The sequence below is a fragment of the Ktedonobacter robiniae genome (assembly GCF_016587375.1).
GTDB lineage: Bacteria > Chloroflexota > Ktedonobacteria > Ktedonobacterales > Ktedonobacteraceae > Ktedonobacter > Ktedonobacter robiniae.
Genome location: NZ_BNJG01000002.1, coordinates 234,147 through 251,107, shown reverse-complemented (window position 1 = coordinate 251,107; position 16,961 = coordinate 234,147). Strand labels below are relative to the sequence as shown.

Genomic DNA, 16,961 nt, shown 5'->3' with positions numbered 1-16,961 from the left:
CCATGCTCGAAGATTGTACATTTGGATGGTCAGCGTACATACATGCTTCATTTTCCCTCTGCTTGGAGATCCAGATAGAGCTCATCTTCATACAGCCTCTTCCTTTTGTGTCATTTACTCATCTCATCCCCAGAAAAATGAGATGTTGATTTTGACACCTTTTTTGAGATAAGCCAAAGCTCTGTGCCATGCTTACGGAGATGATGCGCAGCCAGGAGAAAGAACTCAGCTATCGGTGTCATAAAATTGGTCGCTTGTGAGATCTCTTCAATACATCCGCCTTTCCAGGTCTACCGTTCTCAGTTTCGGCTGCGCCTTTTTAGAGGTAGCGCCATGTATGGATGTTGTATTCTTTCAACCAGGGATCATTGAGCACAGTGAAGGAATGGAGTTCTCGATTCTGCCAGCGTAAGAGGCCCATCGATCCCCTTTCAAGCACCGAAGTACCGCGTTCCCAATGGAGGTCTGCCAGTTTTACCGAGAGCGTTAAGCCATTGATATCGGTGCGCACCTGTGGCGGACCTCCATAGTGGCCAAAAAAATGATAAGAGGGCCGATTTCTCTCCAGAAGGTCTTCTATCTCCTTCATCCCAGTACTACCCTTGCTTTTCACGCCGCGTTCCAAGAGCACGAAATCGGGACGAGCGTCATGGGTAAGCAGAATATCAAGAGGTTGTTGTTCCAGTTGAGAGAGACGCTCTACTTCGTAATCCTGAATATACTTGCCTTGTTGCAGGTCCTCTTCTCCCGATGGTGCTGCAATACGCCCAATACCCAGTATCGTGATCTGCTCATTCCCTTTCTGGAATATCCAGGGCAAACCCGTTTTCAAATTGTACACACGCCTGTAAGCATCAATGGGAACGATGGTTTCCCCGCTCTGCTGCTCCAGTTCATCGAGCCAGACATGATCTTCATGATTGCCACGTACAAAGATCATGGGGCAAGTTGTTCCGGCCAGTAACATGTCTACAGTAGGATCATAACGGCGGAAATGTTCTAGAAACCCAAGTTCCGTTGGATCATGTTCAGCATACCTGCGAGTGGCTTTATCCAGCCTCTCCACATCAGAAAACGCACCTAAGTCTCCAGCCTGTAAGATCAAGTCGATGTTTTCTCCGGTCTCTCTCTGCCACCGCGTACAAAGCTGAAAGGCAAGTAGCAATCTGCCATGCAAATCTGAAAAAATAGCGATGTTCATGTTGTTCCTTCATTGAAAGGTTACTTCGGAGTGTAACATATTCATCAAATATGCTCCATGAGAAACAGGCTATTTTTCTCAGAGAATGAACGGTTTTGACACTCATTGTAGAGCTTTCATTCACTGCTTCCTCCGATCTTTCAGGTTCGATCGGCGCGGAAATTTACACCAGTTGAGTGACAGAAACGGCTTCTAAAGCCATGCACTCAGCCGCTCAATGATTGTGCTGCTCACGCTTCGCGCTGAGTGCTCACTCTACGCCTTAAAACCTGCCCGCTCTTCGCGCTTTTTACCAACTGAGGGCATTGAGAGCGCAAGGGATGCTAGACTGGAATAGGAAAGTCATCCTCAATTGGCTGAGGAAGTGTTTCCAGATCCATGACATAGTTGCCGAAACGTTTGACATGATGGGTCATGTATGGGCTAAGCATTGCCAGTTCATCACGAGTAATACTCCACCCTTCCTCGATCAGCTCTTTCAGGATCTTGCTGAGTTGAAAGGTATTATCCAGAATCACCGCATTTGCGAGGAGATCAACATATTTAATGTGTTTCTCGCTTTCTTCTGTGGTAAGCGCGTTGATTTTGCCATCATTGCCGAAAGAGAGCCACTTACTGAAGGCATTGAATTGTTCCATTTTGTTCGTGGTTTGCTGAATGATTTCGCGGAGTTTGGCATCAGAGATATATTGTAACAAGAAGACTGTGCGAATGACGCATCCCAGCTCGCGGAATGCCTGGTAGAGGCGATTTTTTCGGCTGTAACTGGTTAATTTGCGCAGCAGCATCGAGGGCAAGACCTTGCCCGCTTTAATCGAGAGGACAACACGCAGCAGATCCTGCCAGTGAGTTTGAATCAGTTCCCAATCGATGGCCTCTTCGCAAAAGAGCGACTCGATATGTTGGTAGTGGGTATCTTTGCTGGGACGGTAGAACTTGAGGTCTTTCCAGTTGCGAATACGAGGCATCAGCTTGATTCCTAAGAGATGCGAGAGCGCGAAGACGGGGAGGTTCTGGCCCTGAGTGTCCGCATGAATTGTGTCTGGTTGGATATCAGACTGGTTTTTCATTAACCCATCAATGATGTGTACTGCCTCCCAGACTCCGCACGCGATAAAGTGGGAGAAAAGCAGGATATACATGTCACTCACATGATGATAGGCAATGCCTCCAAATCCCCCATAACGAATATGTTTCTCCGCCAGCAAATTTTCTTCGGCCAGGTCGTACTGTGTTCCATCGGCGGCAACTCGTTTTCCTGTGCCCCAACAGCGAGGAAGGGGACAGCGGTTAAAACGGTTAATAATGTCCCGGATAGCGGCTTCGAGTTTCTCGACCGTGACATGCCGACGGTTGATGGTCGCCAACATGTCCCCGGTAATCTCTCCATGGAAATGGCGGGCCAGTTGATACGGTCCCAGGTAGCTGGCATACGCAAACGCGGTCAGGATATGGCGTGCCCGCGCATCTTCCATTTTCGGATCGGCACCCGAGAGTGGACCGAGATGGCGTGTCCACTTGGTCCAGTAATCAATCCGGCACAAGACATCGAGAACATGAGATTCCGGCATGCGTTCGGCGACCGCCGTTTCCAGTTTGGCAAAGCTCCTCGGTGCCGTTTTGCGCAGAGGCTTCTTCAGCATCGGCTCCCCTTTCTCGGTAATCACTAATTCTTGATTCTCTGGCTTCGTGCGATCAACCTCCAGAGCAACCTCTGTCAGCCAGCGCTTGAGATTTTCGACAAAGCCCTGTGCAGACGTTTCAAAGCCCAGTTGCTGACAATAGTCAGCCACCTGTGGCTCGCATGCTTCCCAGCTCAGGAGCTGATCGCGATAGTCAGCAAACTGCTCCGAGCCACGAATGCACAGATCCCCGGTTTTGAGTTCTGTTGCCACATACGTCAGGACACAGGTTTCCAGGTGCTGGCGGATAAACCAGTCTTTCCCTCTCCGTCGCTTCTGAATCGTTCGGAGCCAGTCTCCGTTCGCAAAGGAGAGGTCGATGGTAGCTTCGAGATATTTCTTCGGGTCATGTTCATGTTCCAGAATGAACGTCACCGCATTCATTAATGAATGATCTGCTGTTGTTGCGTGAATGTCGAGCACCTTGAGCACCTGAAAGAGCGCTTTCCGGTGACTGGCGTAGAAACGCCAGAGGAACGGTTGATACCGATTGCCGTGATGAGCGCTCACCTGCTCACATTGCTCTTGAAGCGTGGCGATGCCCCCTTCTCGCTGAAAGACCTCGCGCACGAGGCTCCCAACCTTCGCATCGTCCTCTGTTTCGGTGGTGGTTTGGAGCAGATCTGCCAGCACTTCGACCAGGTGCTCAGTGATTTTTCGCTCGCTCGCCCGCAAGCGCTCTAATTCTTCCCTGGCACGATCATGCAGTTTACTCATCCGTTTCAAAAACATGTCGGCAATTTCATCGCGCGTGGAGATGGTTTCTTGATAAATGAGGCAAACCAGAAGGGTCAACCGTTTGGGAAGTGTGAAGTCGCGCAGGTCGTCCGCGTGAAGCGCGCGGGCCTCCGCTGCGAAGTGGGTGATTTTGGCAGGAGCAAGATCTTCCAGGAGTCGCGCCATATTGCCCAACGAAAGTAACCAGGTGAGTCGCGTCGTCCAGTCCTCCAGATGGGTCAGGGTTGCGCTTTTAGGAGCTTCTCGCAAGCGATTGAACTCGGTGAAATACCCGGTCGGATTGGTCTCAACTAACTTCTCTAAGAGTGCTTGTTCCGCTTCAGTGAGCCGTGAAAGCACCGTTTGAAAGATCCGCTGGTGTGCGAGGTTGCGGAGGTGGCGAACCAGAAGATCAAGTGTACTGAACGCTGGAAGTTCACAATTCTCTTTGACCAGTGTTTCGATGGCTACATTGATCAGATCAGCGGGATCGTCCATGACCAGAACCACCTCGCTGATGGCTTTGAGGGCCACATGACGAATATGCTTGATATCTCCGTTGATCTTGAGGTGTGTGCGAATAGCGGCATGATATTTGTAGAGGGTACGCGGCGTAATATCTGGCACCAGATCTTTGGGAAGCTCCATCTCTCCTCGGATATGACCGATGATGGCCCCTGGGATAAGCTTCGGAGCCGGAAAGTAGCCCAGCTTTTGAAAGACTTTCAACAAAATCATGAGAGCAAATTTCTGGTTGGGGCCACGAGCTGTCGTACTCACGAAGGCCACGTCTGCTGGCGTTGGAGTGTACAATCAGGGTTTCAGGCCAATCGTAGCATTGCATATCTAGAATGAGACGGTTCTCTTCCTCTCAGCTTGTCTTCGAGACCTGTTTGGTCAGTTGTTTCCTCTCAAACGCTTGACAACTCCGCCCTTCTCAGCTACAATTGTGACTGAACAAGTCAGTCACAGATAGAAAGATGAGCCATGCCTCGAACAGAAGAAGTCAAGCAACGCCTGCGTGACGAGCAACGCGCCAAGATCCTGGAAGCGGCGAAGCGGGTCTTTGCTCGCAAAGGGCTGACGGCGACCATGGATGATATTGCCGCTGAAGCAGTGGTCAGTCACGGATTGGCCTACCACTACTGGGCCTCCAAGGAAGCCATTGTCTCTGAGCTGGTCACGCAAGCGCTCCGCTCCCCTGCAGCGGATCTACACCCTCCTCTTCACACCCCAGGAACACCTGGGGAGCGTCTGAAGAGTTTGGTGAGAGGGTTCGTGGAAAGCCGACGCCACCCCGAGTTCTACCTGCTCCTGGATCAGGTGCTCCGTTCACCGGACGCGCCGGAGGAGCTACGGACGCTGGTTCGCCAGCGAAGCAAGCAGATGCAAGAGGGGCTGCGGCATCTGATTGTCGAGGGTCAGGCGACCGGAGAAGTGGCCGCAGGTGATCCTGACCAACTGGTGCGCGCCATTTTTGCCTGCGGGGACGGCCTGCTCCGATGGGCGCACCATGACCCCGATGACTTCCAGGAGCACTTTCCTGACGCAGACATTTTTCTGCGCATACTCGCACCCGAACGAACGTCAATCAAGGAGGAGATGGAATGACACTCACGAAACAAGATACCTTACGTGTGCCTGGTGCGAGCCTCTACTATGAGGTTCGTGGGTCAGGTCCCCTGCTTCTCATGATCGCTGGTGGCGGAGGTGGCGGTGCTGGTGACTGGAACGGTTTCGTCAACTCTCTCACCGACGCTTACACCGTCGTCACCTACGACCGGCGGGGTGCCTTGCGCAGCACGCTTGATGCTCCAGTCGAAGAGATCCCCCTGGAGACGCACGGCGATGACGCTCACCGCCTGCTAGAGGCACTTTCGAGCGAGCCAGCATATGTGTTTGGCAGCAGTGCTGGCGCTCTTGTTGGGCTTGATCTGGTCGCTCGTCACCCGGAGCAGGTACGGACACTGGTCGCACACGAGCCGCCGACACACTACCTGGTAACAGATGAAGAACCATCCCAGCAGAGTCCTCTTGAGATCTATCGCCGTGAGGGTGGACTTGCCGCTCTGAGACAGTACGCAGCCCAGAGCGGGATCGACTACCAGGATCGAGAGGCAGGCGTTGTCCTCCCAGAGGTGAGCAGGGAGGGGGCTGCCAACGCCGACGCCCTTTTCAAGTACACATTCCTGGCCGTGCGCCGCTACAGGCTCGACTTTGCAGCGCTCTCTGCAGCACCCACCCGCATCGTGCTGGCCGGTGGAAGTGCCGGGAGAGAGTCGGTGCCCTACCGCTGTGCAGTCGCAGTGGCAGAGCGTCTCGGGACGACCGTCGTGGAGTTTCCCAGTCACCATGCCGGATACATCACGCATCCCCAGGCATTCGCCCAGCGCTTGCGCGAAGTGCTGAGCGAATAGCCTGGGAAAGTGAGGCGCGTCCACCAGGGATGGCGAATGTTTGCCATCCCTGGTGGAGACCCTCGCACACGCAACGTCCTTGCTACAGAGCTGAACGGCACCTCGATGGTTTGCAAACAAAGGAAGAAATGGTATGGAAGAGCAGGAAGAGGGGGAGCGTGAACTCGTTCGGGCGGCAAAAGCCCATCTGGTCCAGCTTATGCAAGCAGGTTATTCCTGGCATGAGGCGGTGGCGGCGGCAGGACTCTGTATGAGTCGATCGACAGCCTATCGGCTGGTGCAAGCAGTACAGACACATGGAGAAGCAGCTCTCCAGGACAAAAGGCAAGGACATCCAGCCAAACTGCGAGATGCCGTCCTTCAATGGTTGGTTGCAACCTGTCGCGCACATCCACAGATGCCAAGCAGTAAAGTGCAGACAGCGCTCCAAGAGCAGTTCGGCACCTCTGTCAGTATTGGGCATCTCAATCGCGTCCGTGCCCAATGGGGCATGGGGAAGCGTGTTGGGTGTCAGAAAAAAAACGGCACCAGCTCGCTTCTCTCCCGGAAGCTCAATGGCAAGAGGGTGCTGTGCCTTGTTACTTGTCGCCGCTGCACACGAGACCGGATTAACTTCCACCTGCGAAACGGCTCTTTCCTCCTGTGCTCCTCAGGCTGGCTCGCGTCTTGCTCACCTCACCTCTTCATCGCGGCAGAGCCTCTTGCAGACCTTGTTTTTCCTTGGGGTAGCGCTACGTAAGATACGGTATTGTTTGTCAAGAGGAGCATTGCTCAGTTTACCAAAAATAAAAAACATGTGGGATATGCAGAAGAAAACATTTTCTTCTCTTGATGTGTCAAACTATCAAGCCGTTTTTTGTGCTCTGGCTGCATACAACGGATCAAAGTCCGCCTCGTTTTTGACGACCGCAAAGGCAATGTGTAAGAGCTTTCGCGCCGCAGCGCAGCGGGCGACCTTCATGGGTTTGCCTGCCGCTCGTAAACGATCATAAAATGCCTTGATCACGGGGTTGTATTGAGCGGCACTCAAGGTTGCCAGATACACTGCCGTACGAAGTGCAGCATTTCCTGTATGCCCAATGCTTGCTCGCCCATGGACACTGGTTCCCGATTGGAAGGGATGAGGAGCCAGCCCAGCATATGCCGTCAGTTCTTCCACCGTGTTACACAGCGTAAAATTGAGTGTCGTAACCAGGAGCCAGGCGGCAGTCAGTAGCCCGATCCCAGGAATAGTCTGGAGCCTGATGGCGGATGCTGTCCATAAGGAATCAAGAGAAAGAGCCTCATCAAGCTCGGCCTCTCCTTCCAACATCTGTTCGGTCAGCGACTCTATCAAGAATTGCATGCGTGTGTGTACGGAGGCAATCACGCGCGGGACAGTGACTCAAGGCATGCAATTGGTTGCGGAGCTGTTGACGCATGTGCATGAGGCTCTCACGTTCGTTCAATCGTTGATAGAGTTCAACAAAAATGGCCGGAGGAGGGGTCCATACGGCTGGCTGAAGCAAAGCGGCGAGTTGCGCCAGCGTTTGAGCATCGATGGCATCTGTCTTTGCTTGCTTAAGTAAGGCTTTGGCAAAATGGTGAGCCTGAGTTGGGGTAATGACACTGATGGCGAAGCCAGCTTGAGCCAGGGTGGTTGCCAGCGTCATCCAATAGGAACCAGTTGCTTCCATCACAACAAGAATGCTCTTGGCTGAATGCCCTGTAGCGAGCAAGCGTTGCTGGAGCGTCTGGAAGCCTTGAGGGGTCTGATCAATAGTGAGCGCGTGCCAGATCTTCCGGGAGGGTTCCTTCCAAGCGACAGATGCCGTTACCGCTGCGATGTCAATGCCAACGAAGAGGTCATACAATGGTTCTGGTGAGGATGTCATAGCGACTCCTTTCGTCTGATCGAGAGAGAAATTCATTCCTGTCTCGGACCTGGGGCAAGGCCAGTCTTAGCTCGTGATACGTGGTCAAAGCCACACCATACGGTTCAAACTTGGGCCAGCCCGAGATGATGGGGGACCATCTTACGTTCGCGGTCGAACCGCTGCTGTCACCTCGTCCTCACCATCATCTTGGAACCGATGCTCCTAGTATACGAGCTGTCACCAGCCGCAAGGTAGCGGGTATAAACAGCATAGAAGACAAAAGTATCTTTCTGTTGTTTTACTGAATGGGAAAATGTTCCATGGCTTGATTGTAAGATGGTTGTGCATCCGCCAGTGAAAGCCTGGAGTAGATTTCGAGTGATTGTCGTGTGGCGTGTCCAGAGTAGGGCTGGATCAGAGCATCATCGATGCCCTCTTTTTTCAGCCAGGTGAAGAGAAAATGCCTCCATTTGTGGGGAGACATGGAGCGCGTGATTCCAGCGGCCTGGGCATAGCGCGTCAGCATTTTGCGCACCCCTCGATCTGTGTAGCGACGCTTGCGCACCCACTCGAACAAATACACTGCTCCACGGACCTTCATCTGCTCCATGTGCAGCGCGAGCAGTTCGCGGAAGAGGCGAGGGAAGGGAACCTGGCGGTCCTTGTTCCCTTTCCCCTGAGTAATGCGGATCTGGCAACGCTCGACATCGACCTCATTGAGACGGATTGTCACCAGTTCGCTCACTCGGACACCTGTGTAGAAGAGGGTTTTGATCAGCACCATATCCGCGAAATTCCGGCAGTTCCACACCGCCTGGTAGAAGCGGCAAATCTCCTCCTCAGTGGGAACCTCTGGGAGTTTGACCTCTTTGCGAGGGACCTCGATCTCCAGTTCCTCACGCAGCGCGCGGAAGACACTTTTGAGATAGGGATAATCGGGCCGCTCTGCTCGAAGCAGCTTCGCTAACTCTTTTGCCTTTTTCTTTGGTGGTGTCTGAGTCATTGTTCTGGCCTTTCTACGTACGAGAGCGCTCAGGCAAGCGCGAGGCGTTTGTCCATATCCAGCCTGAGTGATCCGTAGGGTTCAACGTGTGCATAGAACAGTGGCGTCAAGCCACGGTAATCCTCTTTGGTCAGGCGCTTCATCCACGCCTCGTCTTCGAGCACCTTTTGCACCATAAGCGTGTTGACGTAGGCCAGAGAAATTTGCAGCAGATGCAACGCCAGCATGGAGATCTCCTGGTCATCTAAGCGGTTGGAAGCGAACTCGCCTCCCTTGCCGTAGTGAATAAACGAGTTGGCGGAATTCCAGTTCTCAATGACATTTAAGCCCTCATGAATTTCTCGCCGAAGCTCCTCAGATTCCAGGTACTGGCAGAGAAAAATGGTCTTGATCGCACGCCCCAGCTCGGCAAGCGCCTGATAGGTGGGATGCTGGAGGTTGTTACGGGTAAACCGCCGCAGAATCGCCTCCGTTTCCGCTGTTCCCAGGCGTAGGGCTGTTGCGTACTTGACCATCTCGTCGTACTGGCTACTAATCAGGTCCCAGTTGATGGGCCGAGTCAGAATGGGTTGCAGGTTCTCGTACTCGGTCGGGTTGCCAGTTCCTGGCCGGTAGAGCTTCTGAGGCGCAATGTTCTTGAGGCGAGGCAGTAAGCGGAAACCGAGGAGATGGCAGAAGGAAAAAAAGACGGAACTTTAGGGTCTGGCTCACTTTCGGTAGAAAAACACAGCAAAAGATCATGCAGAAGCCACCCAAGCTCTCTCTTTCCAATTGTTGATGAGCTTTTCCACCGAAAATGAACAAGAGCCGAACTTTAAGTGAAGAGAGAAATATGCCCGTATTGCCCGCTACTCTGCCCCTGGTGTCACGGATCGTAGCGGGACCCCAACAAGGATTCGTACAAAAATGGGTCATTTGGTCTATAAGTGCCATTTTCGCAAGACAAGACGAGGTTTTTTTAAGAGAGAGCAGTGAAAGAAAGAGAAAGGAGGGAGTGATACTGGCGCTCCAGGCTTACAACCCCTACAATAGGAAGAAACATTCACATCATCAAGGAACAGTGTTATGCAAACGAAAGCAGATACCCTTACGAAACCTACGAAACCTCTTTGGAAAAACCGTAACTATATGCTCCTTTGGGGAGGACAAGGTATTTCTTGGTTAGGAACCGAAATATCTGGTATAGCAATGCCACTTATTATTCTTACTCTGACTGGTTCTCCTGCATTGGCTGGTGCAATCGGCGCTATGAGAGGAATAACTTATGTACTTTTAGCAATTCCAGCAGGCTATGTACTTGATAGATGGAATCGAAGAAATATTATGATAGTAGGTAATTTGGGAAGTGGTTTGGCAATGCTCAGTGTATCAGTAGGACTTTTGTTAAAACATCTCTCTGTTCCTACTCTTTTTATTCTTATGGGTATTGAAGGAGGCTGTTTTGTCTTTGCAAATATTGGACGTTTTTCTGCAAGAAGATTTCTCGTTTCTAATGAGCACCTGCACAGTGCTGCTGCACAGGACAGCATGATAGAACATCTTGCTCTTATGATCGGACCATCTTTGGGAGGATTTTTATACCAAACTGTTGGGGCTGTAATTTCATTTCTTGCAGATGCCATGTCATATTTTATAAATGCGGTTGCACTTTTACTTATAAACTCATCCTTATCAGTACAACACACAGTATCTGAGACAAGTTTAATAGAAGGGCTGAAGGAAGGAGCATTTTGGCTTTGGCGGCAAAAACTCTTTAAACTATTTCTCCTCCTTTCCTATGCACGTGGCATAGTGACAGCTGCATTATCACTTCTTATTATCGTTTTAGCAAAACAATTACATGCAACCGCTCTCACAATTGGTATTATCTTAGCCATAAGTGCAGGAGCAGGTATAGTAGGCTCTGCTTTTTTTGGAAAAATTGCACGAAAGTATAATAGGTACTCGGCATTGATTGTTACTGGTAGTGCCTGTACAGTGGTCTTTTTCTGCTACTTATTTGCTACTAATCTTACTATTCTCACGCTAATCACCGCTTTTTTGTTTGCGCTGTTGCCGAGTTTCTATATCATTTGTGGAGGAATTGCAGGAGAAATACCTCATCACATTCAAGGAAGAATTACTAGTATTGCTCGTTCTGGTGATTTTCTAGTTTACTCTTTTGGATTATCCTTAGCGGGCTTTACGTTACAATATGCAGGCAACACATGGACAATTATCATTTTCTTTTTGCTCCTTGCCATTTTTACTGGAGTAACTATTGCAAACAAAGGGCTTCTCAGTGAAAGTTATAAGTAATTTAGATAGTGGCCCTTGAGTATGGGGTGGAGTTAAGGTTGCTGTCACCAGCCGCAAAGTAGAACCAGAAGAGAGTCAAGTACCGACTTCTTCTTTGGAAAATGAACTCCACCTCTTTTGGCTATTTTTCCGTCTGCGTCTTGTGCTCATTGCTTGCTCTCGATATACTCAGCCTTGAGCAGAGAGTGCCGACTCCAATGATTCTCGGCACTTGATCCCTCACACTTTGAAAAAGAGAGAGCATGGTATGAGGCGACAATGGGAAACGGAAGATCTCATCGACCAATGGACCTTACATACAGAAGAACGGGCGCTTCTCGGCAATAAGACAGGGGCAACGCGGCTCGGCTTTGCCGTTCTGCTGAAGTACTTTCAGCGGACTGGGCGCTTTCCTGAGCATAAGAACGAGGTGCCGGGGATCGTAATCACCTATCTCGCAACACAGGTGGATGTGGATGCGGCAGCCTATCTCCAGTATGATTGGCAGGGACGCACCATTGAATATCACCGGGCGCAGATCCGTGCAGCATTAGGATTTCGCGAGGCGAGCGTGGCCGATGGCGAAACCATGAGTCAGTGGCTCGCGGAACATGTCCTTCCCCATGAGCACCAGGAAGATATGGTCCGCCAGAGCTGCTATCAGCACTTTCGTCTTCAACACCTTGAACCTCCCAAGCCAGACCGGATCACACGCATCATTCGTTCGGCCTATCGCAGTTTTGAAACACGTTTGTATGAGGCCACCGTAGGCAGCATAGACGAAAGGGCACGAGCTGCTCTGGACGCTTTGCTTGTTGAAGCATCTCCACCAGAAGGAGATCAGGTTATCGATGAGGAGCCAGTCACCCTGCATACCCTTCGGATGGACCCTGGTCAGGTGGGGGTCGAAACGGTGCTCAAGGAGGTTGCAAAGCTCCAGCAAATTCGTGCGTTGGGCCTGCCCAAAGACCTCTTTAGCCATCTCTCCCCGAAAGTGCTCCGCTCTTATCGGCAACGTGCGAGTGCGGAAGCGCCTAGCCACTTGCGTGCTCACCCTGAAGCGATCCGCTACACCTTGTTGGCTGCGCTCTGCTGGCAGCGGAACCAGGAGATTACCGATAGCCTGGTCGATCTGCTCATTCAACTGGTGCATCGCATTGGTGTCCGTGCAGAACGCAAAGTCGAAGAGGTCTATGTTGCCGAACTCAAGCGGGTGATTGGAAAAGAGAGTATCCTCTATCATATTGCCGATGCTGCCGTCAAACAGCCTGATGGGCTGGTGCGCGATGTCGTGTTTCCGGTCGCTTCTGAAACATTGTTGCAAGACCTGATCAAAGAGTACGAATCCAAAGGTCCTGTGTTTCGCCGTCAGGTTCATCTCGTGATGCGTTCTTCCTATCGCTCTCACTACCGGCGTATCCTCCCTCATTTGCTTGATGTGCTCGAATTCCGTTGTAACAATGAGCTATATCAGCCCATTATCCGAGCCGTGACCTTGGTGAAAGACTATGTTCATAGCCCTCGACAGTATTATCCTGAAGAAGAGCTGGTGCCCATTAAGGATATTGTCAAAGCCAAATGGCGCGATCTGGTGGTGGAAAGAGATGAGGATGGCACTGAAAAGGTCAACCGGATTAATTATGAGGTCTGTCTCTTACAAGCGCTGCGCGACAAGGTACGGAGCAAGGAGATCTGGGTGGTCGGGGCCAACCGCTATCAGAACCCGGATCTGGACTTGCCTCCTGACTTTGAGCAGCAACGCACAGATTACTATGAGGCCCTCAAACAGCCCACGGAAGCCACTCACTTTGTAGAGCAGGTGCGTACAACGTTGCAACAGGCACTCCGTTCCCTGGATGCCGCGATGCCACGCCTCTCACCAAAGGTCAAAATCCTCACCCGTCGCAATGGCTGGATTCATCTTTCCCCCCTTGAAGCGCAGCCTGAACCAACCAACTTGGCCCGTTTAAAGCTGGACGTGGCGAGAGAGTGGCCGATGACGAGCCTGTTGGATATGCTCAAGGAAACCGACCTCCAAGTGGGATTCACCGATCTCTTCACGAGCATCAGCCAGCGGGAGATCCTTCCTCGTGAGACCTTGCAGAAGCGCGTGTTACTGTGCCTGTATGGATTAGGAACCAATACCGGACTCAAGCGCCTCGTCAATGCCGATCCAGGAACGACCTACCAGGATCTGCGCTATGCCAGATCCCGCTATATTCACAAAGAGCAGTTGCGCAATGCGATTGGGCAGGTAGCCAATGCCATCTTCGCCGCACGCAAGGCGGAGATCTGGGGGAAGGAACAACGGCGTGCGCGTCCGACTCGAAGAAATTTGGAGCCTGGAACCAAAACTTGCTTACTGAGTGGCATATCCGCTACCGGGGGCCTGGGATTATGGTGTACTGGCACGTGGAGAAGAAATCGACCTGTATTTACTCTCAGGTGAAAAGTTGCTCATCCTCTGAGGTAGCAGCGATGATTGAAGGCATTTTGCGCCATTGTACCGATGCTGAGATCCAGGCTAACTATGTTGCTAGCCACGGACAGTCCGAAGTGGCGTTTGCCTTTTGCCATGTACTGGGTTTTCGCCTGTTACCACGGCTCAAAGATATTGGTTCTCAGCGGCTCTACCGAGCGGAGAAAGGGAACCCAGAGGAATTTGCTAACCTGCAACCCGTGCTCACCCGCGCTATTGACTGGGATCTGATCAGCAATCAATACGATGAACTGATCAAATATGCCACAGCCCTTCGTCTTGGGACCGCCGATGCCGAATCGATTTTACGCCGTTTTACACGCAATAACGTTCAGCATCCGACGTATCGAGCGCTCGCAGAGTTAGGAAAAGCCATGAAGACCATTTTCCTCTGTGAGTATCTGCAATCAGAAGACTTACGCCGGGAAATCCACGAGGGCCTCAATGTCGTCGAGAATTGGAATTCAGCCAATGGCTTTATTTTCTATGGCCGAAGTGGAGAGATTGCGACCAATCGTCTCGACGATCAGGAGATCGCCGTCCTGTCCCTACATCTACTTCAGATTTGTCTGGTGTATATTAATACGCTGATGGTTCAGCAGGTTCTCAGCTCGGAGCAATGGAAAGGCAAGCTCACCGTGCCCGACTATCGAGGACTCTCACCCCTCTTCTACAGCCATGTCAATCCCTATGGCACCTTTCGTCTGGATATGAATGAGCGTCTTCGCCTGGAGGCTTGAAACTGATGACACGAACTCCTGCTCGCACAAAAGCAAAAGAACTTGCCAAATTCCTCAGAACCGAACGGCCTGATTACGCCTATCTCAAAAGCGTGTTTCGCGAATTGCGCAAAGAACTAGAGATCGAGGTGGAACGTCCATCTTCTCGGCTCCCAGAGGTACCAACAGAAGAGGAAATTCGCGCCTTTTACCAGCAAGTCTGGCAGGCACGCAAGTTTACGGATATGGTGTTGATTAAGACCCTTTTCTACACAGGCGTTCGTGTCAGCGAGCTGGTTAATATTCGTTTGCAGGAGGTTGATCTGGAGCGCTGTCAGATCCGTATTTGCCTCGGAAAAGGGGGAAAGGACCGTATGGTTCCTTTCCCTTATGCGTTTCGCGAACTCTTAGGACTGCATATCCAACAGATGCAGCAAAAGCAGGCGGGGTATCTCTTCGAGTCTGTACGCAAACAGAAATACAGTGATCGTGATGTCCGCCGCATGCTCGAACGTTATGCGACTGCCGCTGGGATTACCCGGTCTCTTTCTCCTCACAAATGGAGACATTTTCTCTTTACTTGGCTCAAGGCTCAAGGGATTGATGATGCGCTGATCCAACCGTATTCTGGGCATGAAAGTCGGCAGTCGCTTGAAATCTATTCGCGCCTTTCTTTAGGGGAGGCACAGCCAGTCTATGAGCAGGCAATGGAACGCTTTCCCATTCCATAAAACACATGTACAGCTACCGGAAAGGATCAAGACAGTGAAAAAGTACATCCTCTTCGATCATGATGGTGTTCTGGTGGATACCGAATTCTGGTATTACAAAGCTGGAGAACGTGCCCTGGCGGACATTGGTGTGACTTTGGACAAGGATCAATACCTCCGGGACATGAACCAGGGATTGGGCACTTGGGCCCAAGCCAGGGCAGCAGGTATTGATGAACAGACCATCAGCAGGCAGCGTGAGGTTCGTAATGAGTATTATCAGCAATATCTTAAAACAGAAGCCATTGAGATTGAAGGCGTCGTTGAAACTCTTGCTGAACTGTCAAAATACGTTCGCATGGCCATCGTGACAACTGCAAAACGTGTGGATTTTGAAATTATCCATGAAAAGCGCCAAATTAGACAATTCATGGATTTCGTCCTTGTTCGCGAAGACTACCAGTTCACCAAGCCGCACCCGGAACCATACCTGACCGGCTTAAAGCGCCTCGGAGCTATCAAAGAAGAGACGCTGGTTGTGGAGGATTCATCCAGAGGGCTGAACTCAGCCGTGGCGGCCGGTATTGACTGTGTCATTGTCTCTAACGACTTTACAAAAGCACAGGACTTTTCACAGGCGAGCTATCGAATCGAAACGCTGATTGAATTGAAGGACATCATCCTTCATCTAACCTGAAGGGGGTCCGTGCATCCAAACCGAAGCCGACAGTTTTCAGATTTGGATGCGCTGACCCCTAAAATGCTACTTTGCGGCTGGTGACAGCAACCTTAACTCCACCCCTTTTACCATAGCTTGGCAGATGCACCACTGAGGAGATATCATGAACAAGAGAACAAAAATTGCCCTCCTTTTTCTAGGCAACCTTCTCCTTCTGATTGGCTTTTTCTTTTTACCCTTGTACATTGTTCCTTTTAATAATCACGGGAATCTTTTAAAAGGCCCCTCTGCGTGGAATCTCATGACCTTTCCCTTCGTCACTCAACCCCGCTCTAAACTCGGAGCATTCCTTTTGACTATTCCTTTTTGGCTCCTTGCTGCACTTATTATTTTTGAGTTAGGAGGAGAAATTTGGAAATTGTGGCGTCGTCAAAGGACTTCTCCTCATCGATTGTACAACAATATCGGCCAAATAGGCCTTCTCTGGATGGGAATCATTTTCATCCTTTCATGTCTTAATTATGCTAACTGGGGGTGGCGTAGCATCTTGATCAATGTAAGTGGGCTTGGATTCTGGTCTTGCATCATCGGTTTTTTGCTTATTGGGGTGACAAGATTACCGCTGCGTGGCATGCAGCGTGTATCTACACGCGACCGCGCGTAGACTTTGGCATTACGCAGACCGGACTCACTCTCGGTGATGCCGCTTGCTTGATTCAGTTTCATTTACAACATGCCGATGGAAGAAGCTAGATAGGAAGCGCTTTTTCAAACGACAATGATTGTGTTGACCGCTCTTCGCGCTGATTGACCACTCGTGACCTCAAAACCTGACCGCTCTTCGCCTTATTTACCAGCAGAGTAGCGAGCAATACAGGTAAGTGTGGTATAAGCATATCATGTGCGGATTGGAGTAGAATAGGAGATGAAATCTCGCATGTATTTATCCCTATTATGTTAAAAGAATGAGGAGTGTCACAATGTCCAAACATAGAAACTATATAACTTGGGCCTAGAAGCGATGTTTGGATTGTAGGCTCCAGTTCTTCGACCGTCTTGAGGCATTAGGAGAGGGGTTACAGGCTTTATGGACAATGACACCATTACACTGCTCTATAAAAAGCAAGACAACAACACCTATCTCTGCAGGATTGATTCAACCATCCCGCTCGCTGACTACAGAAAGCGCAGATCCTACTATGGTCGCGACATGAAAGTACA

General features: G+C 50.9%; 12 protein-coding genes and 2 pseudogenes. 8 read left to right on the top strand and 6 right to left on the bottom strand.

Translation table 11 applies throughout. From position 1 onward, the window contains the following. Positions 1-319: 319 nt before the first annotated feature. Both JMJ04_RS21790 and JMJ04_RS21785 read right to left on the bottom strand, forming a co-directional pair. Entirely contained in the window at positions 320-1,201 is an 882-nt protein-coding gene (locus JMJ04_RS21790; protein ID WP_201372593.1) for a metallophosphoesterase family protein, read from the bottom strand. A gap of 323 nt (positions 1,202-1,524) precedes the next feature. After that, positions 1,525-4,413 (bottom strand): Tn3 family transposase, encoded by a 2,889-nt coding sequence (locus JMJ04_RS21785; RefSeq protein ID WP_268887365.1) that lies wholly within the window; start codon positions 4,411-4,413, stop codon positions 1,525-1,527. 174 nt (positions 4,414-4,587) lie between these two features. Between JMJ04_RS21785 and JMJ04_RS21780 the strand changes: the two genes are divergently transcribed. The 3 genes from JMJ04_RS21780 (at position 4,588) to JMJ04_RS21770 (ending at position 6,756) form a co-directional block, all read left to right on the top strand. Continuing rightward, positions 4,588-5,211, top strand: a complete 624-nt coding sequence (locus JMJ04_RS21780; RefSeq protein WP_201372591.1) for a TetR/AcrR family transcriptional regulator — start codon at positions 4,588-4,590, stop codon at positions 5,209-5,211. Beyond that, the gene (locus tag JMJ04_RS21775; RefSeq protein WP_201372590.1) at positions 5,208-6,017 is read left to right on the top strand and encodes an alpha/beta fold hydrolase; all 810 of its coding nucleotides are present in this window, start codon (positions 5,208-5,210) and stop codon (positions 6,015-6,017) included. The genes JMJ04_RS21780 and JMJ04_RS21775 overlap by 4 nt, the downstream gene beginning before the upstream one ends. Positions 6,018-6,150: 133 nt before the next feature. Continuing rightward, complete coding sequence (locus JMJ04_RS21770) at positions 6,151-6,756, top strand: helix-turn-helix domain-containing protein (protein WP_201372589.1); 606 nt, start codon at positions 6,151-6,153, stop codon at positions 6,754-6,756. 105 nt (positions 6,757-6,861) lie between these two features. On the opposite strand, the gene JMJ04_RS21765 is transcribed toward JMJ04_RS21770, so the two are convergent. The 4 genes and pseudogenes from JMJ04_RS21765 to JMJ04_RS21750 all read right to left on the bottom strand — a co-directional run. Beyond that, entirely contained in the window at positions 6,862-7,329 is a 468-nt protein-coding gene (locus tag JMJ04_RS21765; RefSeq protein ID WP_201371659.1) for a transposase, read from the bottom strand. Next, complete coding sequence (locus JMJ04_RS21760; protein WP_201371658.1) at positions 7,304-7,891, bottom strand: IS110 family transposase; 588 nt, start codon at positions 7,889-7,891, stop codon at positions 7,304-7,306. Before JMJ04_RS21760 ends, JMJ04_RS21765 begins: the two co-directional genes overlap by 26 nt. Positions 7,892-8,171: 280 nt before the next feature. After that, positions 8,172-8,876 (bottom strand): tyrosine-type recombinase/integrase, encoded by a 705-nt coding sequence (locus JMJ04_RS21755; protein ID WP_201372588.1) that lies wholly within the window; start codon positions 8,874-8,876, stop codon positions 8,172-8,174. Between the two features lie 29 nt (positions 8,877-8,905). After that, positions 8,906-9,571, bottom strand: a pseudogene (locus tag JMJ04_RS21750) (Tn3 family transposase); the annotation flags it as partial. A 370-nt stretch (positions 9,572-9,941) separates the two neighbouring features. Between JMJ04_RS21750 and JMJ04_RS21745 the strand changes: the two are divergent. The 5 genes and pseudogenes from JMJ04_RS21745 (at position 9,942) to JMJ04_RS21725 (ending at position 16,404) form a co-directional block, all read left to right on the top strand. Next, positions 9,942-11,174, top strand: a complete 1,233-nt coding sequence (locus JMJ04_RS21745) for an MFS transporter (RefSeq protein ID WP_201372587.1) — start codon at positions 9,942-9,944, stop codon at positions 11,172-11,174. A gap of 247 nt (positions 11,175-11,421) precedes the next feature. Beyond that, a pseudogene (locus tag JMJ04_RS21740) lies at positions 11,422-14,372 on the top strand (Tn3 family transposase). A 5-nt stretch (positions 14,373-14,377) separates the two neighbouring features. Then, on the top strand, positions 14,378-15,082 hold the full coding sequence (locus JMJ04_RS21735; protein WP_201372586.1) for a tyrosine-type recombinase/integrase: 705 nt from the start codon (positions 14,378-14,380) through the stop codon (positions 15,080-15,082). Positions 15,083-15,116: 34 nt separating this feature from the next. Further along, the gene (locus tag JMJ04_RS21730) at positions 15,117-15,758 is read left to right on the top strand and encodes an HAD family hydrolase (protein WP_201372585.1); all 642 of its coding nucleotides are present in this window, start codon (positions 15,117-15,119) and stop codon (positions 15,756-15,758) included. A 145-nt stretch (positions 15,759-15,903) separates the two neighbouring features. After that, positions 15,904-16,404, top strand: a complete 501-nt coding sequence (locus JMJ04_RS21725) for a hypothetical protein (RefSeq protein ID WP_201372584.1) — start codon at positions 15,904-15,906, stop codon at positions 16,402-16,404. Positions 16,405-16,961 lie beyond the last annotated feature (557 nt).